The sequence below is a fragment of the Aromatoleum evansii genome (genome assembly GCF_045689615.1).
In the GTDB taxonomy this organism is placed as follows: Bacteria; Pseudomonadota; Gammaproteobacteria; order Burkholderiales; family Rhodocyclaceae; genus Aromatoleum; species Aromatoleum evansii.
In genome coordinates, this window is sequence record NZ_CP141259.1 from 864,493 (window position 1) to 886,524 (window position 22,032).

19 protein-coding genes and 2 tRNA genes are annotated in these 22,032 nt (G+C 67.0%); 18 read left to right on the forward strand and 3 right to left on the reverse strand.

The annotated features are described in order from the left end of the window. Positions 1-119: 119 nt before the first annotated feature. Positions 120-689 (forward strand): hypothetical protein, encoded by a 570-nt coding sequence (locus U5817_RS03915; RefSeq protein WP_169130708.1) that lies wholly within the window; start codon positions 120-122, stop codon positions 687-689. 259 nt (positions 690-948) lie between these two features. Here the strand turns inward: U5817_RS03915 and nifA are convergent, their stop codons facing one another. After that, the gene (gene nifA / locus U5817_RS03920; RefSeq protein WP_169130706.1) at positions 949-2,589 is read right to left on the reverse strand and encodes a nif-specific transcriptional activator NifA; all 1,641 of its coding nucleotides are present in this window, start codon (positions 2,587-2,589) and stop codon (positions 949-951) included. 211 nt (positions 2,590-2,800) lie between these two features. Between nifA and ndk the strand changes: the two genes are divergently transcribed. From ndk to U5817_RS04000, 16 genes are all read left to right on the forward strand, one after another. Continuing rightward, a complete protein-coding gene (gene ndk, locus U5817_RS03925; RefSeq protein ID WP_169130704.1) occupies positions 2,801-3,226 on the forward strand; it encodes a nucleoside-diphosphate kinase in 426 nt (141 codons plus the stop codon). Positions 3,227-3,311: 85 nt separating this feature from the next. Further along, positions 3,312-4,445, forward strand: coding sequence for a 23S rRNA (adenine(2503)-C(2))-methyltransferase RlmN (gene rlmN, locus U5817_RS03930; protein WP_407279788.1), 1,134 nt, complete (start codon positions 3,312-3,314; stop codon positions 4,443-4,445). Then, positions 4,442-5,242: a type IV pilus biogenesis/stability protein PilW gene (gene pilW / locus U5817_RS03935; RefSeq protein WP_169130700.1), complete on the forward strand. Its 801-nt coding sequence runs from the start codon at positions 4,442-4,444 to the stop codon at positions 5,240-5,242. Before rlmN ends, pilW begins: the two co-directional genes overlap by 4 nt. After that, positions 5,239-6,231, forward strand: a complete 993-nt coding sequence (locus U5817_RS03940) for a RodZ domain-containing protein (protein WP_339380071.1) — start codon at positions 5,239-5,241, stop codon at positions 6,229-6,231. The genes pilW and U5817_RS03940 overlap by 4 nt, the downstream gene beginning before the upstream one ends. 6 nt (positions 6,232-6,237) lie before the next feature. Continuing rightward, complete coding sequence (ispG, locus tag U5817_RS03945; RefSeq protein WP_169130698.1) at positions 6,238-7,494, forward strand: flavodoxin-dependent (E)-4-hydroxy-3-methylbut-2-enyl-diphosphate synthase; 1,257 nt, start codon at positions 6,238-6,240, stop codon at positions 7,492-7,494. Between the two features lie 29 nt (positions 7,495-7,523). Next, positions 7,524-8,825 carry a histidine--tRNA ligase gene (hisS, locus tag U5817_RS03950; protein WP_169130696.1) on the forward strand — a complete coding sequence of 434 codons (1,302 nt, stop codon included), beginning with the start codon at positions 7,524-7,526 and terminating at the stop codon, positions 8,823-8,825. Continuing rightward, positions 8,812-9,459: a tetratricopeptide repeat protein gene (locus tag U5817_RS03955; RefSeq protein WP_169130694.1), complete on the forward strand. Its 648-nt coding sequence runs from the start codon at positions 8,812-8,814 to the stop codon at positions 9,457-9,459. The genes hisS and U5817_RS03955 overlap by 14 nt, the downstream gene beginning before the upstream one ends. Before the next feature lie 3 nt (positions 9,460-9,462). Continuing rightward, complete coding sequence (gene bamB / locus U5817_RS03960) at positions 9,463-10,605, forward strand: outer membrane protein assembly factor BamB (protein WP_169130692.1); 1,143 nt, start codon at positions 9,463-9,465, stop codon at positions 10,603-10,605. A 14-nt stretch (positions 10,606-10,619) separates the two neighbouring features. Continuing rightward, entirely contained in the window at positions 10,620-11,948 is a 1,329-nt protein-coding gene (gene der / locus U5817_RS03965; protein WP_407279789.1) for a ribosome biogenesis GTPase Der, read from the forward strand. Between the two features lie 98 nt (positions 11,949-12,046). Beyond that, the gene (hfq, locus tag U5817_RS03970) at positions 12,047-12,292 is read left to right on the forward strand and encodes an RNA chaperone Hfq (protein ID WP_026295813.1); all 246 of its coding nucleotides are present in this window, start codon (positions 12,047-12,049) and stop codon (positions 12,290-12,292) included. A gap of 35 nt (positions 12,293-12,327) precedes the next feature. Continuing rightward, positions 12,328-13,488: a ribosome rescue GTPase HflX gene (gene hflX / locus U5817_RS03975; protein ID WP_407279790.1), complete on the forward strand. Its 1,161-nt coding sequence runs from the start codon at positions 12,328-12,330 to the stop codon at positions 13,486-13,488. Between the two features lie 14 nt (positions 13,489-13,502). Next, the gene (gene hflK, locus U5817_RS03980) at positions 13,503-14,765 is read left to right on the forward strand and encodes an FtsH protease activity modulator HflK (protein ID WP_169130686.1); all 1,263 of its coding nucleotides are present in this window, start codon (positions 13,503-13,505) and stop codon (positions 14,763-14,765) included. Then, positions 14,765-15,646: a protease modulator HflC gene (gene hflC, locus U5817_RS03985; protein ID WP_169130683.1), complete on the forward strand. Its 882-nt coding sequence runs from the start codon at positions 14,765-14,767 to the stop codon at positions 15,644-15,646. Before hflK ends, hflC begins: the two co-directional genes overlap by 1 nt. Before the next feature lie 4 nt (positions 15,647-15,650). Further along, positions 15,651-15,836, forward strand: coding sequence for a DUF2065 domain-containing protein (locus tag U5817_RS03990; RefSeq protein ID WP_169130681.1), 186 nt, complete (start codon positions 15,651-15,653; stop codon positions 15,834-15,836). A 5-nt stretch (positions 15,837-15,841) separates the two neighbouring features. After that, positions 15,842-16,996: an ATP phosphoribosyltransferase regulatory subunit gene (locus U5817_RS03995; RefSeq protein WP_169130679.1), complete on the forward strand. Its 1,155-nt coding sequence runs from the start codon at positions 15,842-15,844 to the stop codon at positions 16,994-16,996. A 5-nt stretch (positions 16,997-17,001) separates the two neighbouring features. Beyond that, the gene (locus tag U5817_RS04000) at positions 17,002-18,312 is read left to right on the forward strand and encodes an adenylosuccinate synthase (protein WP_169130677.1); all 1,311 of its coding nucleotides are present in this window, start codon (positions 17,002-17,004) and stop codon (positions 18,310-18,312) included. Positions 18,313-18,505: 193 nt separating this feature from the next. Here the strand turns inward: U5817_RS04000 and U5817_RS04005 are convergent. Beyond that, positions 18,506-18,590 (reverse strand) — tRNA-Leu (locus tag U5817_RS04005). A 305-nt stretch (positions 18,591-18,895) separates the two neighbouring features. After that, positions 18,896-18,980: transfer RNA gene (locus U5817_RS04010), tRNA-Leu, on the reverse strand. Positions 18,981-19,030: 50 nt separating this feature from the next. On the opposite strand from U5817_RS04010, the gene rnr reads away from it, so the two are divergent. Then, on the forward strand, positions 19,031-22,012 hold the full coding sequence (rnr, locus tag U5817_RS04015) for a ribonuclease R (protein WP_407279791.1): 2,982 nt from the start codon (positions 19,031-19,033) through the stop codon (positions 22,010-22,012). The last annotated feature ends 20 nt before the right edge of the window (positions 22,013-22,032 follow it).

A 22,032-nucleotide genomic window follows, 5' to 3' on the forward strand; every position in this document is an offset into this window, starting at 1 on the left:
GCACATTGTCGCGACAGATCCCCGCCGTGCCGGGCGCGAATGAGCCAATTACACGGAAAGAAACCGGTGGCATGGTTCTCGCTGCACGGGCTCGACCAATCACCACGCGAGACCGTGCCATGACCCAGCCCACCCTCTTCAGCGCCCTCGACGGCAAGCTCCTGTCCCCGACCTTCTCCGGGCCCACTGCCAAGACCGCCCGCTATGGCTTCCGCGGCGAACTTGGCCTCAAGTTCCCGCCTTCGGTCGCGGGCGAAAAACGCCCCCCAGAGATCAAGGCCGACCAGGTCATCCTCGCCGTCGAAGGCGAAACCGTCAGCTTCCTCGCCCTGCACGTCGACTCGCTTGCGCACCTCGACGAGGTCCGCGCCACCTTCGGCGCCGCGCTTGTCCCGGCGGGCAAATACTTCATCTTCGCGGGCAACGTCGACATCTCGAAGAAGTACCTGCTCGACATCGACAGCGTGAGCTACCACGTCCTCCCCCTCGACGAGGCGACCGTATACAACGAGCTCCTCGACCTCCTGTACCTGGAAAAGGGCGATCTCAAGAAAATGTCCTCCGAGGGCAAGATCGACGCCATCGTCGATGCCGCCGCGAAGATCGGCGGCGGCTTCCCGCGCGCCGAGTACGCGCAGGCACTGGCCGAGATGGGGCCGGTGAAGGTCGCCGACAACCGGCCGGTGTAATCGGCCGACGAACAATGCACTCACGCAGCCCGAGTGCGGGGGGCTCTCCGCCGGGCTGTCGTGAGCGCCGGATCGGGGCGGCTTGCGGGGGATGAAGGCGACGCATGTCTGAGCCGGCGCAGCCGGCGAGTTTGCGTCGCCGCCCCCGCAAGCCGCCCCGATCCGGGAAGCCGAAGGCCGCGAGCGCCTGCCCGAAGGGGAGTTCCCCGCGCTCGGGCGGGTCGAAGCCACCTCTGCCTCGGAGCGAGTCCCCCGGCCGTCACAGCTGCTTCACCTCCACGTTGTACTTCCTCAGCGCATAGCCGATCTGCCGCGGCGTGAGCCCCAGCATCCGCGCCGCTTTCGCCTGCACCCAGCCACAGCGCTCCATCGCATCGACCAGGCGCTCGCGCTCGCTGGTCGGCGCCCTCCCGGCCGCGATGTCATCGCCCGCATCTCCTGCCGGAGCTGCAGGCATCGCCCGCGCGGGCGGCGTACTGCGCGCCGGCATCCCGATCACCGGAAAACATGCCCGCGACTGCGCGCTCTCCAGCAATACCGCCGAGAAGCACTGCCCCTTCTGGCAGCGCATATCCACTTCGCGGATCGTGTTCGAGCGCGTCATCGTCGCCGCGCGCTGGATGCAGTTCTCCAACTCGCGCACGTTCCCCGGCCAGTTGCACCGCATCAGGATCTCCAGCGCGCCGGGCGTGATCGTCAGCTGGCGGCGATTCTCGCGGTTGAAGCGATCGAGGAAGAAATCCACCAGCAGCGGAATGTCATCCTTGCGCTCGCGCAAGGACGGCATGAAGATCGTCACCACATTGAGGCGGAAATACAAGTCGGCGCGGAACTCGTTCTTCTGCACCATCTCCTCCAGGTTGCGGTTGGTCGCCGCCACCAGCCGCACGTCGGCGCGCAGCGTCTTGTTGCCGCCAACGCGCTCGAACTCCTGCTCCTGCAGCACGCGCAGCAGCTTCGCCTGGAAGGCCGGCGAGATGTCGCCGATCTCGTCGAGGAAGATCGTGCCCCCCTTGGCGAGCTCGAAACGCCCCTTGCGCTCCGAAGTCGCACCGGTGAAAGCGCCTTTCTCGTGGCCGAACAGCTCCGACTCCAGCAGCGTCTCGGGCAGCGCCGCACAGTTCAGCTTCACGAACGGTCCCTTCGCGCGCGGCGACAAGTAATGGATCGCATGCGCGATCGCCTCCTTGCCGGTGCCCGACTCGCCGCGCAGCAGCACCGTCGCGCCGGACGGGGCGGCCTGATGCACGTCCGCGAACACCTCCTTCATGCGCTTCGAGCGCCCCACCACGTTCTCGATGTCGTAGCTCCCCTGCAGCTGCTTCTGCAGGCGGGCGGACTCCTCGATCAGCACCTGCCGGTCCGCCGCCACCGACTGCTGCAGCCGGTAAGTCTGCGCCAGCAGGTTCGCGACCAGGGACAGGATGCGCACGTCGCGCTCGAAGTTGACCGGCTGCTCGGCGTCGGGATGACGGTCGGCCGAGAGGATGCCGATCACCTCGCGGTCGAGCTTGAGCGGCACGACGACGTAGGACACCCGCGCGAGCTGCTGCGGGTCGCGCCCGGTGCGATTGGTGAAATTCGCGTCCGCGGCGATGTCGGGGATCACGATCGGCGAGCCGCTGCGCAGAACCTTGGAGATCACCCCCACGCCGGGGTCGAGAACGGGCGCCTCGCTCATCGGCCAGGGCACGCCCGCCGCACCAAGAATGTGCAGCTGTTCGTCCGCCTGCACCAGGCCGACCAGCGCGTGGCGCATGTGCAACTGCGTCAGCAGCAGGCGCAGCACGCTGTGTACGCACTGCCTGAAGTCCAGCGATGAAGTCAGAACCTTGCTGATCTCGTAAATTGTCAGCAGATCGATGTCGGATGTGCGGCGGTAATTCCCCGAATGCGTCATGGCGGAGCCTCTATGTCCATGTTTGTTCCATGGTCTTCCGCAAGAAGTGCGCCACCTTTGCTGCAATGCAAAATCTGCGCATTCGGCAGGGCCTCGCGTGAGGGCTGCATTTTCCCCCGCTGGGAGTCCGTCAAGAAAAACTGCTAGAATCGCGAGCTACGCTTTTTGCGCCCCATTTTTCGCTGACCGATTCAAACCGGAGTTTTTTCAAATGGCTATCGAACGCACCCTGTCCATCATCAAGCCCGACGCCGTCGCCAAGAACGTGATCGGCAAGATCTACCAGCGCTTCGAAGATGCGGGGCTGAAGATCGTCGCCTCCAAGATGGTGCACCTGTCCGAGCGCGAAGCCGGCCAGTTCTACGCCGTGCACAAGGAGCGCCCCTTCTTCAAGGATCTGGTGTCCTTCATGGTTTCCGGTCCGGTGATGATCCAGGTCCTCGAAGGCGAGAACGCCATCGCCAAGAATCGTGACCTGATGGGCGCCACCGACCCGAAGAAGGCCGCGCCGGGCACCATCCGCGCCGACTTCGCCGACTCGATCGACGCCAACGCCGTGCACGGTTCGGATGCGCCCGAAACCGCCGCGGTCGAAGTCGCGTTCTTCTTCCCCGGAATGAACGTTTACGCCCGCTAAGCCTCTCAGGGCTACGCCCGCGCATCGGCCCGCGCACTTCGTGCGTCGCGGGCCGATTGCATTTTGAGGGCAGTACAGGAAACACATGGAAACACCGGTCAATCTGCTCGATTTCGACGTCGACGGCCTCGTCGCCTGGTTTGCCGAGCGCGGCGAAAAGCCCTTCCGCGCGCGCCAGGTGATGCGCTGGATGCACCGCTTCGGCGAAACCGAATTCGACAACATGACCGACGTCGCGAAGAGCCTGCGCGCGAAGCTCGCCCAGGAGGCGTGCATCCGTCCGTCGCAGGCCATCCGTGACAGCGTCTCGGAAGACGGCACGCGCAAGTGGCTGCTGGATGTCGGCAACGCCAATGCGGTCGAGGCCGTGTTCATCCCCGAGACCAACCGCGGCACGCTGTGCATCTCCTCGCAGGCCGGCTGCGCGCTCGACTGCGCCTTCTGCTCGACCGGCAAGCAGGGCTTCAACCGCAACCTCAGCGCGGCCGAGATCATCGGCCAGCTGTGGCTCGCCAACAAGCTGCTGGGCGGCACCGCGACGCCCGCGGGGGCGAAGGATGCCGACGGCGATGCGGACAACGGCCGCGTCATCAGCAACGTCGTCATGATGGGCATGGGCGAACCGCTCGCGAACTTCGATAACGTCGTCACCGCGCTGCGCCTGATGCTCGACGACCACGCCTACGGCCTGTCGCGCCGCCGCGTGACGGTGTCCACCTCCGGCATCGTGCCGGCGATGGACCGCCTGCGCGAGGAATGCCCGGTCGCGCTCGCCGTGTCGCTGCACGCGCCCGACGACGCGCTGCGCGATCGCCTCGTGCCGATCAACCAGAAATACCCGCTGCGCGAGCTGATGGCCGCGTGCCGGCGCTACCTCGAACGCGCGCCGCGCGACTTCGTGACCTTCGAATACGTCATGCTCGACGGCGTCAATGATTCCGACGCGCATGCGCGCGCGCTCGTCGCCCTCGTGCGCGACGTGCCGTGCAAGTTCAACCTGATCCCGTTCAACCCCTTCCCGAATTCCGGCTTCGACCGCTCCCAGCCGGAACGCATACGCCGCTTTGCAGGTATCCTGATCGATGCGGGCATCGTCACGACCACCCGCAAGACGCGCGGCGACGACGTCAATGCCGCCTGCGGCCAGCTCGCGGGGCAGGTCCAAGACCGCACGCGCCGCACCGTTCGCCTGGTGAAATCGATGGAGGATCGTGCATGACCCGGCTCTTCGTGAAGCTGTCGCTCCCGCTGTTCGCGCTGGCGCTCGCCGGCTGCAATGCCACCATGAACACCGTCGGCTCGCCGCTTGCGGATCGTCCCGTGGCGGACATGCCCGTGTCGGGCAAGGGCGAGGCGACGGCCAAGGTTCACGTCGAGCTGGGTGTCGCCTACCTCCAGCTCGGCAACTACGCCGTCGCGCTCGACGAGGCGCGCGTGGCACTGCAGAACCAGTCCAACTACGCGCCGGCCTATCACCTGATGGGGCTGGTGTACATGTCGATCGACGACGCCAACGCGGCGCGCGAGAACTTCCTGCGCGCCCTCGAGATTGCGCCCAACGACCCCGAGTTCAACAACAGCTTCGGCTGGTTCCAGTGCGTCAACGGAAGCGTGCCGGACGGCCTGGCGCGGCTCGCCTCGGCGGCGCGCAATCCGTACTACCGCAACCCGACGCGGCCCTACACCAACGCCGGTCTGTGCCATCTGCGCCAGAACAACGACACTGCGGCGGAGGCGGAATTCCGCCGTGCCGTGCAGGCCGACCCGGCGAACCGCCAGGCGATCTACCAGCTCGCCGGCATCGCCTACCGGCGCGGCACCTATAACGTCGCGAGCGCGCTGCTCGTCGACCTGCACCAGCAGGGCGAGCCGACGCCGCAGTCGGTGTGGCTGGGGCTGCGCACCGCGCGCCGCCTGGGCAACCGCGACGCCGAGGCGAGCTATGCTGCCCAGCTGCGCGGCCGCTTCGCCGACAGCCCCGAATACCAGACGATGATCCAGGGAAATTACGAGTGACAGAAGTGCATCTGGACCGGCAGGAGGCGGCATCGTCCGACCAGGCTGCCGAGATGGGCGCGCAACTTCGGCAGTTGCGTGAGGCCCGCGGCGAAACGGCGAGCGACGTCGCGCATTCCCTCAAGCTGACCAGCCGGCAGATCGAGGCCATGGAGGCAGGGCGGCTCGACCTCCTGCCCGGCGCCGCGTTCGCGCGCGGCTTCCTGCGCAACTACGCCCGCTACCTCGGGGTCGATCCGGCCATCGTGCTGGCAGCCTTCGAGTCCGACGTCGCTCCCCAGGCGGTCGAACTCGCGCCGGTGTCGAACGCCATCGGCGTGATGCCGAGCGGCAGCGGCGGGCGCCCGATGCAGCTTCCCGTCGGCCTGCTCGCCGGCCTGCTGCTGCTCGCCGTGTTGGTGGGCTGGTACTTCGACTGGTTCCGCATGCCGAAGGAAAACGCCGAGGTCGCCGAGAGCGTCGCCGAACCCGCGACCCCCGTGACGCCTCCCCTGACCAGCGCCGCCGCGGCGCCGCAAGGGCAGGTGTCCGAGTCCGCGCTCGCCGAGAGCGGCGTCGTGCCCTCGCTTCCGCTCGCCGCCACCACCACGCCGGATACGCCGGTACCGGCGGCCGCGCAGCCGACAGCTCCCGCTTCCGTTCAGCCGGGGCCCGCAGCCGCGCTCGCGCCGGTCGCACCTGCACCGGTTGTGCCTCCGGCCGCCGCCGCAGCGGCCGCTGCCGTTCCCCCGGCGCCGGCATCCGCTCCGGGCGTCGAACACATCGTGTTCCGATTCGAGGGCGAATCGTGGATCGAGGTGCGCGATGCGGGCGGTTCCATCGTCTATTCCGGGGTCAACGGCGCCGGCAGCTCGCGCACCGTGCAGGGCAAGCCCCCCTTCGCGCTGGTCGTCGGCAACGCCAAACAAGTGTCCCTCGACTATCGCGGCAAGCCGTACGACCTGACGCCCCACGTGCGCGTCAGCGTCGCGAGATTCACCCTGGAGTGAGCTGAAGTGGCTACAACCCCAACCCTCGACAACCACGCCGGCCCCCTGCCGCGGCACCGCACGCGCCAAGTCCGCGTCGGGCGCGTCCTGATCGGTTCCGACGCCCCCGTCGTGGTGCAGTCGATGACCAACACCGACACCGCGGACGTCCTCGGCACCGCGATGCAGGTTGCCGAGCTCGCACGCGCCGGTTCCGAGCTGGTGCGCATCACGGTCAATAACGAGGCCGCAGCGAAGGCCGTGCCGCACATCCGCGACCGCCTGCTGGCGCTCAACATCGACGTCCCGCTGGTCGGCGACTTCCACTACAACGGCCACAAGCTCCTCACCGACTTTCCCGCGTGCGCGGAGGCGCTTGCCAAGCTGCGCATCAACCCGGGCAACGTAGGTGCGGGTGCCAAGCGCGACCCGCAGTTCGCGGCCATCGTCGAGCTCGCCTGCAGGTACGACAAGCCCGTGCGCATCGGCGTGAACTGGGGCAGCCTCGACCAGTCCGTGCTCGCGCGCGTGATGGACCAGAACGCGAAGCTCGCCGAGCCGCGCGACGCCGGTGCGGTGATGCGCGAAGCGCTCGTCGTCTCCGCCCTCGAATCCGCGGCCAAGGCCGAGGAATACGGCCTCGGCGGCGACCGCATCATCCTCTCGGCGAAGGTGTCGAGCGTGCAGGACCTGATCGCCGTGTACCGTGACATGGCGCGCCGTTGCGACTATCCCCTGCACCTGGGCCTGACCGAGGCCGGCATGGGCTCGAAGGGCATCGTCGCGTCCACGGCCGCGCTCGCCGTGCTGCTGCAGGAAGGCATCGGCGACACCATCCGCATCTCGCTTACGCCCGAGCCCAACGGCAGCCGCACGCAGGAAGTCGTCGTCGCGCAGGAGATCCTGCAGACCATGGGCCTGCGCGCGTTCACGCCCATGGTCACCGCCTGCCCCGGCTGCGGTCGCACGACGAGCACCTTCTTCCAGGAGCTCGCGTCGACGATCCAGACCTACGTGCGCGAGCAGATGCCCGCCTGGCGCGAGCAGTACGACGGCGTCGAGAACATGACGCTCGCCGTCATGGGCTGCGTCGTCAATGGCCCCGGCGAGAGCAAGCATGCCAACATCGGCATCTCGCTCCCCGGCACCGGCGAAACCCCCGCCGCGCCCGTGTTCGTCGACGGCGAAAAAACGGTTACCCTGCGCGGGGACAACATCGCGGCCGAATTCATTGCGATCATCGACAACTACGTCGCGACCAAATACACAAAAAAGGCGGCCTGAGCCGTCCACCTATGACTGAAAAGAAACCTGTGATGCAGACCCTTCAGGCCGTGCGCGGGATGAACGACATCCTGCCCGACGACGCCGAAGCCTGGGAACATTTCGAAGACATCGTGCGCGACTGGCTGCGCAGCTACGGCTACCGCCCGATCCGCATGCCCATCGTCGAGCCGACGCCGCTGTTCAAGCGCGCCATCGGCGAAGTCACCGACATCGTCGAGAAGGAGATGTACTCCTTCGAGGACGCCCTCAACGGCGAGCTCCTTACGCTGCGCCCCGAAGGCACCGCCTCCTGCGTTCGCGCCGCGATCCAGCACAAGATGCTGGCGACGGGCGCCCAGCGCCTGTACTACCACGGGCCGATGTTCCGCCACGAGCGCCCGCAGAAAGGCCGCTACCGCCAGTTCCACCAGATCGGTGTCGAGGCGCTGGGCTTCGACGGTCCCGACATCGACGCTGAGCACATCCTGATGTGCGCGCGCCTGTGGGACGACCTCGGCCTCGAGGACGTCCGGCTCGAACTCAACTCCCTGGGCTCCAGCGAGGAGCGCGCGCGTCACCGCGCTGAGCTGATCGCCTACCTGTCCGCGCACCAGGACCGCCTCGACGAGGACGGCAAGCGCCGCCTGCACACCAACCCACTGCGCATCCTCGACACCAAGAACCCCGACCTGCAGGAGCTCGTCGAGGCCGCGCCGCGGCTGATCGACTTCCTCGGCGAGGAATCGCTCAAGCACTTCGACGGCGTGCAGGCCCTGCTCAAGGATGCCGGCATCCCCTACCGCATCAACCCGCGCCTCGTGCGCGGCCTCGACTACTACAACCGCACCGTGTTCGAATGGGTCACGACGCGGCTCGGGGCGCAGGGCACGGTCTGCGCGGGCGGCCGCTACGACGGCCTGGTCGAGCAGCTCGGCGGCAAGCCCGCCCCGGCGGCGGGTTTCGCGATGGGCGTCGAGCGCCTGCTGGCGCTGTGGCGCGAAGGCGGCGGCGAGATCGAGCGTGCGCTGCCCGATGTCTATGTCGTGCATCTCGGCGAGCAGGCCCAGCGGCTCGCCTTCCGCGCGGCCGAGGCCTTGCGCGGCTACGGTTTCGCGGTGCTCACCCACTGCGGCGGCGGCAGCTTCAAGTCGCAGATGAAGAAGGCCGATGCCAGCGGCGCCCAGCTCGCCGTCGTCATCGGCGACGACGAGGCCGCGGCGGGCGAGGTCGGCCTCAAGCCCCTGCGCGGCCCCGGCGGCCAGCAGCGTGTCGCCCTGGACGTCCTCGGCGATGCGGTCGCCGGGTGCCTATTTACTCAAGAAGAAGAGGAAAACGATGGCAGTGTATGACCTCGAAGAGCAGGAACAGATTTCCGAGCTGAAGGCCTGGTGGGCCCGCTACGGCAATTTCGTGACTGCGATCGCAGTGGCTGCCGCGCTGGCCTCGGTCGGCTGGCAGGGCTGGCAGTACTACAAGAACCGCCAGGCCGGTGAAGCCGGAGCGCTGTACTTCGCGCTTGAGCAGGCGATGATCAACGGCGACGCACAGAAGACGCGCGAAGCGGCCGGCCAGCTCATCGAGAAATTCCCCTCGACGGCCTATGCCGAAATGGGCGCGCTCGCCTCGGCCGGGGTCCAGGTCGAGAAGGGTGACGCGAAGAACGCGCGCGCCCAGCTCGAATGGCTGCTCGCCAAGGGCAGCGATCCCGCGCTCAAGGACATCGCGCGGCTGCGACTGGCTGCCCTGCTGCTCGACGAGGGCGCTTTCGACCAGGCGCTCGCACAGCTCGCGAACGCGCCGGCCCCGGCCCTGAAGGCACGTTTCGAAGACCTGCGCGGCGACGTGCTGGCGGCCAGCGGCAAGCCCGCCGAGGCCCGCAGCGCCTACCAGGCCGCGCTCGATGCGCTGGCCGCGGACGCTGCCGACGGCGGCGAAACCCTGCGCGAAGTCATCCGCGTCAAGCAGCAGGCCCTGGAGGGCTGAGCGATGAAGCGACCGTTCACCGCGTTCGCCCTTGCGGCTTCGCTGGCGCTGCTCGCCGGCTGCTCTTCGCTCAACCCCTTCGCCGAATCGGGACCGAAGCCGGCCAAGCTGCCTGACTTCAAGGCCACCGCCGAATTGCGCCCGCTGTGGCAGGCGCGCATCGGCAAGGCCGGCCCGTATGTGTTCCAGCCCGCGGTTGTCGGCGAAGACGTCTATGCCGCCGCCCATGACGGCGCCGTGGCGCGCTTCAAGGACGGCAAGGCGGTGTGGTCCGTCAATGCCGCCAAGCGCCTGTCCGCAGGCGTGGGCAGCAACGGCAAGCTCGCCGTCGTCGCCACCACCGGCGGCGAGGTCGTCGCGCTCGACGCGGCGAACGGTGCCGAGCGCTGGCGGGTCGCGATCGGTGCCGAGGTGCTCGCTTCGCCGGCGGTCGGCGACGCGATCGTCGTCGTGCGCGCGTCCGACAGCCGTCTGATCGGCCTCGACGCCAATACCGGTGCCCGCCGCTGGGTGTTCCAGCGCGCGACGCCGCCGCTGTCGCTGCGCAGTGTCGCCGGCGTCACGCTGGAAGGGCCGGCTGCAGTGGCCGGCTATCCCGGCGGCAAGCTCGTCGCGGTGAGTCTCGCCAACGGCGGCCAACTGTGGGAACTCACGGTCGCCACGCCCAAGGGTGCGACCGAGCTGGAGCGCGTCGCCGATGTCGCCGGCACCCCGGTGATCGGCCGCAAGGACCTGTGTGCGGTCACCTATCAGGGGCGTGCGGCGTGCTTCGACGCCAGCAACGGCAATGCCCTATGGTCGCGCGAGTTCTCCAGCAGCGTCGGCATGGACCGCGACAGCCGCTTCGTCGTGATCACCGACGACAGCGACGCGGTCCACGCGCTCGATGGTTCGAGCGGTGCCAACGTGTGGAAGCAGAGTGCCCTGCCGCGCCGCGGCCTCTCGCGTCCGCTGATCGTCGGCGACTACGTCGCGGTCGGCGATTTCGAAGGCTACATCCATCTGCTCAAGCGCGACGACGGCACGTTCGCCGCTCGCACGCGCGCCGACAGCAGCTCCGTTAGCGCCGACATGCGCCGTTTCGGCGGCGGCGGCTTCGTCGTCCAGACGCGCGATGGCGGCATCCATGTGTATGAGGCCCGCTGAGCGGGATTGAGCGCTTGAAACCCACCATCGTCCTCGTCGGTCGCCCCAACGTCGGTAAGTCGACGCTGTTCAACCGGCTCACGCGTACGCGCGACGCCCTCGTCGCCGACCAGCCCGGCCTCACCCGCGACCGCCACTACGGCATCGGCCGCGTCGGCGATCGCGACTACCTCGTCGTCGACACCGCCGGTTTCGACCCCGTCGCCAAGGCCGGCATCATGCACGAGATGGCCCGTCAGGCCGAACAGGCGATCGCCGAAGCCGACGTGCTGCTGTTCCTCGTCGACGGCCGCGCCGGCCTTACCCCGCACGACGAGCAGATCGCCGCGCGCCTGCGCCGCGCCGGACGTCCCGTGCACCTGGTCGTGAACAAGGCCGAAGGCATGGAGCGCAGCATCGTCTCCGCCGACTTCCACGCTCTGGGCCTGGGGGCGCCGCTGCCCGTCTCGGCCGCCCACGGCGACGGCATCAAGCAACTCGTCGACCTTGTGCTCGCCGACTTCCCGCTCGACGAAGAACCGGAAGAGGCCGAGGATCGCGGCCCGCGCATCGCCATCGTCGGTCGTCCGAACGTCGGCAAATCGACGCTCGTGAATAGCCTGCTCGGCGAGGAGCGCGTCATCGCCTTCGACATGCCGGGGACCACGCGCGACGCGATCGCGATTCCGTTCGAGCGTGAAGGGCGCAACTACACCTTGATCGACACCGCAGGCCTGCGCCGTCGCGGCAAGATCTTCGAGGCCATCGAGAAGTTCTCGGTCATCAAAACGCTGCAGGCCATCGAGCAATGCAACGTCGTCGTGCTGGTGCTCGACGCGTCGCAGGACATCTCCGACCAGGATGCCCACATCGCGGGCTTCATCCTCGATTCGGGCCGCGCCCTGGTCGTCGCGGTGAACAAGTGGGACAGCGTGGATGACTACCGCCGCGAACTGATCAAGCGGGCCATCGAGCACAAGCTGGGCTTCCTGTCCTTCGCGCGTTTCCATTACATCTCGGCCCTCAAGGGCGCAGGCGTTGCAGCGGTCATGAAGTCGGTCGATTCCGCCTATGCGGCGGCGATGGTGAACCTGCCCACCCCGCGCCTGACCCGCACGCTCCAAGCGGCGCTGGCGAAGCAGGCGCCGCCGCGCAGCGGCATGTTCCGCCCAAAGATGCGCTACGCCCACCAGGGCGGCAACAATCCGCCGGTCGTGGTGATCCACGGCGCGGCCCTGGATCAGGTGCCCGCGTCCTACGTGCGTTTTCTGGAACGCACCTTCATGGAAGCGTTCAAATTGCAGGGCACGCCCTTGCGGATACAATTCCGCACCTCGCACAATCCGTATATCGGAAAAGATTAGTTTCCAACTCCGCACCGGGATCGATTGTTTGTACGAATGTGGCAGTGCAACATGAAATCCTTTACATTCACAATAAAACGCAGCCTCGAGGTTTGAAAATGAGCAACAAAGGGCAACTTCTACAAGACCCGTTCCTGAACACCCTGCGCAGGGAGCATGTCCCCGTGGCGATCTACCTGGTCAACGGCATCAAGCTGCAGGGCCAGATCGAATCCTTCGACCAGTACGTCGTGCTGCTGAAGAACACCGTCACCCAGATGGTGTATAAGCACGCGATCTCGACCGTCGTGCCCGCACGCCCGGTCAACATCCAGCAACAGGACTCGGGTGACGGCAATAGCTGAGTCCCGCGGGCGCCCCATGGACGCCAAGTTCCTCCATGTTTGAGCGCCCCGATGCCGGTGAGCGCGCGGTACTTGTCCAGCTCGACCTGAACCAGGGCGCGCTGGACGAGCGCCTTTCCGAACTCAAGCTGCTCGCACTCAGCGCCGGCGCCAGCGTCGAGGCAGTCATCGGCGGCCGGCGGGCGCGGCCCGATCCGGCGCTTTTCGCCGGACGCGGCAAGGTCGACGAGATCGGCGAAGCGCTGCGCGCCCATGGTGCCGATTTCGTCATCTTCAACCACGCGCTGTCGCCTGCCCAGCAGCGCAATCTCGAACGCAACTTGCAGTGCCGCGTGGTCGACCGCACGGCCCTGATCCTCGACATCTTCGCGCAGCGTGCGCGCAGCCACGAGGGCAAGCTGCAGGTCGAGCTCGCACAGCTCGACCACCTCTCGACCCGCCTCGTGCGCGGCTGGACCCACCTCGAGCGCCAGAAGGGCGGCATCGGCCTGCGTGGTCCGGGCGAAACCCAGCTCGAGACCGACCGCCGGCTGCTGGGCAAGCGCGTCAAGGTGCTCCGGGAGCGCCTCGCGCAGATCGAGAAGCAGCGCCGCGTACGCCGCCGCGGGCGCGAAGGGCGCAACGTGCTGTCGGTGTCGCTCGTCGGCTACACCAACGCCGGCAAGTCGACGCTGTTCAATTCGCTGACCAAGGCCGGCGCGTATGCGGCCGACCAGCTCTTCGCGACCCTGGACACGACCTCGCGCCGTCTCTATGTGGGCGAGGGGAGCAACGTCGTGCTCTCCGATACGGTAGGCTTCATCCGCGACCTGCCGCACGCGCTCGTCGCGGCCTTCCATGCGACGCTCGAGGAAACCGCGAACGCGGACCTGCTTTTGCACGTCGTAGACTGCGCGAGCGAGGACCGCGAGGCCCAGATCGAGGCCGTCAATGGGGTGCTCGCCGAGATCGGTGCCGGTGCCGTGCCGCAGATCATGGTCATGAACAAGATCGACCTGACCCGCGCCGAGCCCGGAGTTCAGCGGGACGAGTATGGTAAGATCGTGCGCGTTTTTCTGAGCGCCAGGACTGGCGAAGGACTCGGGCTGTTGCGCGAGGCCCTCGCCGAGGCAGCGCGCGACGCAGCGACGGACGCGTCGGCCGATCCAGTCGGGATCGGGCCGGATTTCACCGATAAAGACCCAATTCAAACGTGATTACAGGCGTTCTAATGTCTCTCAACGATCCACGCTGGGGTAGCAACCAGGGGAATGGCGACGACAAGCGCGGCGACGACAGGCGCGGTGGCAACCAAGGGCCTCCCGACCTCGAGGACCTGTGGCGCGACTTCAATCAGCGCCTGTCGGGCATGCTCGGCGGCAAGCGCGGGCCGCGTGGCGGCGGTGGTGGCGATGGCGGCGGGCCGCAATTCCCGCAGCTCTCGTTCAAACAGTTCGGTGGCGGCATCGGCGCGCTGCTGGGGCTCGTCGCGGTCATCTGGCTCGCCAGCGGCTTCTACATCGTCGACGCCAACCAGCGCGGCGTCGTCCTGCGCTTCGGCAGCTATGTCGAGACGACCGAGCCGGGCCTGCGCTGGCGCCTGCCCTATCCGATCGAGACGAGCGACGTGGTCGACCTGACCGGCGTGCGTACCGTCGAGGTCGGCTATCGCGGTTCCGAGCGTAACAAGATGCTGCGCGAAGCGCTGATGCTCACCGATGACGAGAACATCATCAACATCCAGTTCGCGGTGCAGTACATACTGACGAGTCCGGAGAAGTACCTGTTCAATAACCGCTATGCCGACGAGTCCGTGATGCATGCGGCCGAATCCGCGATGCGCGAGATCGTCGGCAAGAGCAAGATGGACTTCGTGCTCTACGAAGGGCGCGAGCAGATGGCCTCGAGCGCACATGAATCGATCCAGAAGATCCTCGACCGCTACGATACGGGTATCCAGATCAGCCGCGTGACGATGCAGAACGCCCAGCCGCCCGAGCAGGTGCAGGCCGCGTTCGACGACGCGGTGAAGGCCGGACAGGATCGCGAACGCCTGCGCAACGAGGGTGAGGCCTACGCCAACGACGTGATTCCGCGCGCGCGCGGTACCGCGTCCCGTCTGATCGAGGAAGCCAACGCCTATCAGGCGCGGGTGATCGCGAACGCGGAAGGCGATGCGAGCCGCTTCACGCAGATCCTGGCCGAGTACCGACGCGCGCCGGAAGTAACGCGTGAGCGCCTGTATCTCGAAACGATGCAGCAGGTCATGTCGAAGACCAGCAAGGTCATGGTCGACGCCAAGGGCAACGGCAACCTGCTGTTCATGCCGCTCGACAAGCTGATGCAGGCAACCGGCAGCCAGGGAGCGCACGACGCGAATCCGGCGCCGACACCGACCGCCGCGGCTCCGGCACCGGCAGGGCGGGGCGACAGTTCGATGGATTCACGCAGCCGCGATCTGATGGCGCGCGATCGTGAACGGGGAGAGCGCTGATGCGTGACAAGATGCCGATTTTCGCGGGCGCGTTGCTGCTGCTCGCCGCACTCGCCTCGATGACGCTGTTTACTGTGGATCAGCGGCAGTTCGCCGTGGTATTCCAGCTCGGCGAGGTCAAGGAAGTGATCGACAAGCCGGGCCTGAACTTCAAGTGGCCCATGATCCAGAACGTGCGCTACTTCGATCGCCGCATCCTGACGATGGACACGCCGGAACCCGAGCGTTTCATCACGGCGGAAAAGAAGAACGTGCTGGTCGACCACTTCGTCAAGTGGCGCATCGTCGACCCTCAGCTCTACTACGTCTCCGTGGCGGGCGACGAGGCGCGTGCGCGCATCCGTCTGCTGCAGACCGTAAACGCCGGCCTGCGCGAGGAGTTCGGTCGCCGCACCGTGCATGACGTGGTGTCCGGCGCCCGCGACAAGATCATGGAAGACATGCGCACCCGCGCCGACCTGGACGCGCGCAAGATCGGCGTGCAGATCCTGGACGTGCGCCTGAAGCGCGTCGATCTGCCGCTCGAAGTGTCCGAATCCGTGTATCGCCGCATGGAGGCCGAGCGCAAGCGTGTCGCCAACGAGCTGCGTTCGGAGGGCGGGGCGATCGCCGAGAAGATCCGTGCCGACGCCGATCGCCAGCGCGAGGTCATCATCGCGGAAGCCTACCGCGAGGCGCAGCAGATCAAGGGTGCCGGCGACGCCAAGGCCACCGCGACGTACGCGCAGGCCTATGGCCAGAACGCCGAGTTCTATTCCTTCTACCGCAGCCTCGAGGCGTACCGCGAAAGCTTCGCAACCAAGAACGACGTGATGGTCGTCGATCCGAGCTCCGAGTTCTTCAGGTTCATGAAGGATTCCGGCGGGGGCAAGAAGAACTGAGCTCATGAGCAACAAGCTGCTGATGGCCTTCGCACTGATGTTGGTGATCGAAGGCATCCTGCCCTTTGTCGCGCCAGCCGCCTGGCGCGAAACTTTTTTGCGGCTCGCGCAGATGGCTGACGGTCAGATCCGTTTCATCGGACTGACCTCGATGCTGATCGGTGTCGCGCTGCTCGTGGTGTTCTCGTAAATATCATGCGCTGGGTACTTCCCGATCACATCCAGGACGCGCTGCCGTCCGAGGCCGAAAAGCTCGAGCGCCTGCGCCGGCGCCTGCTCGACGCCTTCCGCAGCCACGGCTACCAGCTCGTGGTGCCGCCGCTGCTCGAATACCTCGACTCGCTGACGACCGGTGCCGGCCAGGATCTCAAGCTGCGCACCTTCAAGCTGGTCGACCAGCTCTCGGGCAAGACGATGGGCGTGCGTGCCGATATGACCCCGCAGGTCGCGCGCATCGACGCCCACCTGCTGAACCGCAAGGGCGTGTCGCGCCTGTGTTACTGCGGCAGCGTGCTGCACGCGCTGCCGTCGACGCTCACGGCCACGCGCGAGCCGCTGCAACTCGGTGCCGAGCTGTATGGACATGCCGGCATCGATGCCGACATCGAGATTGTGCGCCTGCTGTCCGAAGTGATGCGTCTCGCCGAGGTGCCCGCGAGCCGCATCGACCTGGGACACGTCGGCCTGTTCCGCGTGCTCGCAGCGCAGGCCGGGATGGTGCCGGAGCGTGAGGAAGAGCTTTTCGATCTGCTGCAGGCGAAGGACGTGCCGGGCCTGCGCGAACTGCTGGCCGACGTTGCCGAGCCGGCGCGCTCGGCGCTGTTGGCCTTGCCGGCCCTGTATGGCGGCGCCGAGGTGCTGGACGAGGCGCGCCGCTGCCTGCCCGATGAGCCGGCAATCCGTTCCGCGCTCGACGATCTGAGCACGCTCGCGACCGCGCTTGCCGATTTGCCGATCAGTTTCGACCTTGCCGATCTGCGCGGCTACCACTATCACAACGGAGTGGTCTTCGCCGCCTACGGCAGCGGCTCGCCGGCGGCGCTCGCGCTGGGCGGGCGCTACGACCGTATCGGTCAGGCATTCGGCCGTGCGAGGCCGGCGACGGGTTTCAGCCTCGACCTGCGCGAGCTGGCGTTACATCTGCCCGATGCGGCGGAGCCGGGCGCCATCCTCGCGCCGGCCGTCGCGGACGAGGCCTTGCAGGAAATGGTCGCGCAGTTGCGCGCGCAGGGCGAGGTCGTGATGACGGCCCTGCCGGGACATGATGGAAGCTGGAAGGAGGCCGGTTGCGACCGGCAACTGATCGGGCGTGACGGCCGCTGGACGGTCGAGGCGCTTCAGGGAGAATGAAGTAAATGTCAAAGAACGTAGTGGTTGTCGGCACCCAGTGGGGCGACGAGGGCAAGGGCAAGATCGTTGACTGGCTCACCGACCATGCCAAGGGCGTGGTGCGCTTCCAGGGTGGCCACAACGCCGGCCATACGCTGGTGATCGGGGCCAACGAATACAAGCTCAACCTCGTGCCTTCGGGCATCGTGCGCGAAGGCGTGGCCTGCTACATCGGCAATGGCGTGGTGCTCGACGCGCATCATCTGTTGTCCGAGATCCGCGTGCTCGAAGCAGGTGGCATCAAGGTGCGCGAGCGCCTGCGCATCAGCCCGGGCTGCCCGCTGATCCTCGGTTACCACTCCGCGCTCGATCGCGCGCGCGAGGCGGCGAAGAGCGCCTCCGACAAGATCGGCACGACCGGCAAGGGCATCGGCCCGACTTACGAGGACAAGGTCGCCCGCCGCGCGCTGCGCGTGTATGACCTGTTCGACCGCGAACGCTTCGCCGAGAAGCTGCGCGCGAACCTCGAATACCACAACTTCGTGCTGACGCAGCACCTCGGTGCCGATGCGGTCGACTTCCAGACCGTGTTCGACCAGGCGATGGCCGACGCCGAGGAAATCCGCCCGATGGTGGCTGACGTTTCGGCCGAGCTGTACGCGGTGAACAAGGCCGGCGGCAACCTGCTGTTCGAAGGTGCCCAGGGCACGCTGCTCGACATCGATCACGGCACCTATCCCTTCGTCACCTCCAGCAACTGCGTCGCGGGCCAGGCTGCGGCTGGATCGGGTGTCGGTCCGGGGCGCCTGCACTACGTGCTGGGCATCACCAAGGCGTACTGCACCCGCGTCGGCGGCGGTCCATTCCCGACCGAGCTCGACATCGAGACCGCCGGCGTGCCGGGTCACCAGATGTCGACCAAGGGGCGCGAGTTCGGCACCGTGACCGGGCGCAAGCGCCGTTGCGGCTGGCTCGACCTCGCGGCGCTCAAGCGCTCGATCATCATCAACGGCGTCACGGGTCTGTGCATCACCAAGCTCGACGTGCTCGACGGGCTGCCCGAGCTGAAGCTGTGCACGGGTTACATGCTCGACGGCAAGCGCATCGACCTCCTGCCCATGGGCTCGGAGGAAGTAACGCGTTGCGAGCCGATCTACGAGACGATGGCGGGCTGGAGCGGCACGACCTTCGGCGCGCAGAGCTGGGATGCGCTGCCGCAGGAGGCGCGTGCCTACCTGCACCGCATCGAGGAGATCATCGAAATCCCGATCGACGTGATCTCGACCGGTCCGGAGCGCGACGAAACGATCCTGCGCCGCCATCCGTTCGGAGCCTGAGCAGGCTTGACCGGAACGGAAGCGCTGAACGAAACGGGGCCGGCAGCGACCGGCTTCGCGCGCCTGCCGGTCGTGGCGGGCGCGTCGTCGGGCAGCGTGGTCGTTCGCGGGGTGGGGCGCAGCGCTTGCGGCGATTCCGCACGGGAAGCACAAAAAGCAAAAGCCGGTCTTTCGACCGGCTTTTGCCTGGATTTGGTGCCCAGAAGAGGACTCGAACCTCCACGCCTCGCGGCGCTAGTACCTGAAACTAGTGCGTCTACCAATTCCGCCATCTGGGCAAGAGCGCGCATTATAGCGGCAAGTTTGCACTCGGCCAAGGGGGATTTGGCAATCGCACTAAGGACCGGGCGGGGTGTCCGGTGGGAGCGGCTTCAGCCGCGAATCGGCGGTATCGCACGCATCGCGGCCCATTCGCGGCTGAAGCCGCTCCCACAGAATAATCGTCCCCGCGTGGCGATCGTACAGCTTGCGAGCCCTGGGTCGGCGGGAGCCGAGGCATTGCCGCCGCCCTGCAAATTCTTTCATCCGTCGCTATGCGACGGGCAACAAAAAAGCCGACACAAGGTCGGCTTTTCCGTGAAACTGGTGCCCAGAAGAGGACTCGAACCTCCACGCCTCGCAGCGCTAGTACCTGAAACTAGTGCGTCTACCAATTCCGCCATCTGGGCAAGAGCCGCGCATTATAAGCGCCGAACAACGAAAGTCAACCATTGAAAGCATGAAAAAACAAAAAACGAAATCCGACAGCAACTCGCGCGGCTCCGCCGCGCGCAAGCCGGGCTCTGGCCGTGTGCCGGCTCCGAGTGCCATCCGCCGCGCCGATCCCTTCTATGCGCGGGAGGCGGCCGAGTACGAGCACCCGCTGCCGAGCCGCGAATACGTGGTGCAGGTGCTCGCCGACAAGGGCGTGCCGCTGAGCTTCGAGGCGCTGTGCGCGGCGCTCGATGTGCGCAGTGACGAGGCCGTGCTGTTCGAGCGCCGCCTGCGCGCCATGGAGCGCGACGGGCAACTGATGCGTAACCGGCGTGATGCTTACCTGTTGCCCGACAAGGCCGACCTGATCCGGGGCCGCGTGTCGGGACATGCGGACGGCTTCGGCTTCATCATCCGTGAAGACGGGCAGCCGGACATCTTCCTCGGTCCGAAGGAGATGCGCGAGGTCCTGCACGGCGACCGGGTGATCGCTCGCATCACCGGCGTTGACCGGCGCGGGCGTCCAGAAGGCAAGGTGGTCGAAGTGCTCGAGCGCGCGAATACGCGCATCGTCGGGCGCGTGCTGGATCAGCACGGCGTGCAGGTGGTGGTGCCGGAGAACCGGCGCATCGCGCAGGACATCCTGGTCGCCGCGGGCGGCAAGCGGGCGCGGCCTGGGCAGATCGTCACGGCCGAACTCGTGCAGCAGCCGACGAAATTCACGCAGCCTATCGGCCGCATCGTGGAGGTTCTCGGCAACTATGCCGATCCGGGCATGGAGATCGAGATCGCGCTGCGCAAGCACGAGCTGCCGTTCGAGTTCTCGCCGGAGGCGAAGGTCGAGACGCGCAAGCTGCCGGCGAAGGTGCGCAAGATGGACTGGGCGGGGCGCGAGGACATCACGCAGCTGCCGCTGGTGACCATCGATGGCGAGACGGCCAAGGATTTCGACGACGCGGTGTACTGCGAGCGGCAGGGGCGCGGCTACCGCCTGGTCGTCGCGATCGCGGACGTCTCGCATTACGTGCAGCCCGGCAGCGCGCTGGACGTCGAGGCGCAGGAGCGCGGCAACTCGGTGTATTTCCCGCGCCGCGTGATCCCCATGCTGCCGGAGAAGCTCAGCAACGGGCTGTGTTCGCTCAACCCGCAAGTCGAGCGCCTGTGCATGGTATGCGACATGAGCATCGGCCCGACAGGGGAGATCAAGGCGTACCGCTTCTACCCCGCGGTGATGTTCTCGCACGCGCGCCTGACCTACACGCAGGTCGCGGCGGCGCTGTACGACAAGGACGTCGCGGCGCGCGAGCTGGTCGGCGGATTGCTGCCGCACCTCGAGGACCTCGACAAGCTCTTCCGCGTGCTGCTGAAGGCGCGTGCGAAGCGTGGTGCGATCGATTTCGAGACGACCGAGACGCGCATGATCTTCGATGCCGACGGAAAGATCGAGCGCATCGTGCCGGAGGTGCGCAACGATGCGCACCGCCTGATCGAGGAATGCATGCTCGCGGCCAACGTGTGCGCGTCCGAATTCCTGCACGAACGCGAGCATCCGGCGCTGTATCGCGTGCATGAAGGCCCGACGCCGGAAAAGCTCGAGAAGTTGCGCGGCTTCCTCGCCGAGTTCGGCCTGGGTGTGGGCGGCGGCGACGAGCCGAAGGCCGGCGACTATGCGACGCTGCTGGAGAAGGTGAAGGACCGCCCCGATGCCCAGTTGTTGCAGACGGTGATGCTGCGCTCGCTGCGCCAGGCGGTGTACAGCCCGGACAACGTCGGCCATTTCGGGTTGGCGTACGAGGCCTATACGCACTTCACGTCGCCGATCCGCCGTTATCCCGATCTGCTGGTGCACCGGTCGATCAAGGCGGCGCTGGAGAACCGCACCTACGCGGCGGGCGACTGGGACGAAATAGGCCTGCACTGCTCCGCGACCGAGCGGCGCGCGGATGAGGCGACGCGCGATGTCGTGGCGTGGCTGAAGTGCTACTACATGCAGGACAAGGTCGGCGAGGAGTTCACCGGCAGTGTGTCGGCGGTGGTACCCTTCGGCCTCTTCGTCGCCCTCGACGACATCTTCATCGAGGGACTGGTCCACATTTCGGACCTCGGCAGCGACTACTTCCACTTCGACGAGACGCGCCACGAGCTCGCCGGTGAGCGCACAGGTGCGCGCTTCCGTCTGTCGGATCGCGTGCGGGTGCAGGTCGTGCGGGTCGATCTGGAGTCGAGCAAGATCGACTTCCGCCTGATCGAAGGTGCGCCGCGGGCGACCGAGCGGACCGGCAAGACGGCGAAGGACAGGGCCGCGGCGAAGGTGCCTCCGGAGGTGAAAGCAGTGCCCGAGGCCGTCGTCGCGATCGCGGCTCCGGAAACCGCTGCGCCGAAGGCGAAGGGTGGCAGGAAGAAGACGGTCGTCTCCGCTGCGGTGCTCGCGGCACCGCGGCCGGCGGCTGAGCCTGCACCACAGCCGAAGGCGCAGGCCGGGCGCAAGGCCGCTGCTCCGGGGAGCGCACCTGCGCAGCCGGCAGTAGCATCCGTTCGGGGCTCCAAGCGTTCTGCTGCCGCAACCACGGCTGAAACCGCGCCCGCACAGGCCGTGAAGGCAGCCGGCGTGACGTCGACGGCCGATGCGCCCGTCGCTCCGGTGAAGAAGGCGCGGACGACGCGCAAGGTCGTGGCCGTGGCGGTTCCCGAGGCTGCGGCGGCGTCGCCGGACAAGCGCGCCCGGAAGTCCACGGTGGCGTCGGACGCGGTTGTAGCAAAGCCGACGAAGGCGGCCGCTGCGAAGAAGGCCGCGAAGCCTGCGCAGCCTGCCGAACCGGTTGCCCCGTCGAAGGCTGGCAGGACCGCGGGCGCGAAGAAGGCAAGGGCGGAAGTGCCGGCCCCCGAGGCCAAGGCCCCGGAAACGGACAGGGCCGCGAAGGCAAGCAAGGCTCCGAAGGCCGGCGAGGTGGCCGAGCCGAAGAAAGAAACTGCAGCATCTACAAGGAAAGTGAAACTCCGTGGCTAACAAACCCCCAAGCCGTTCCC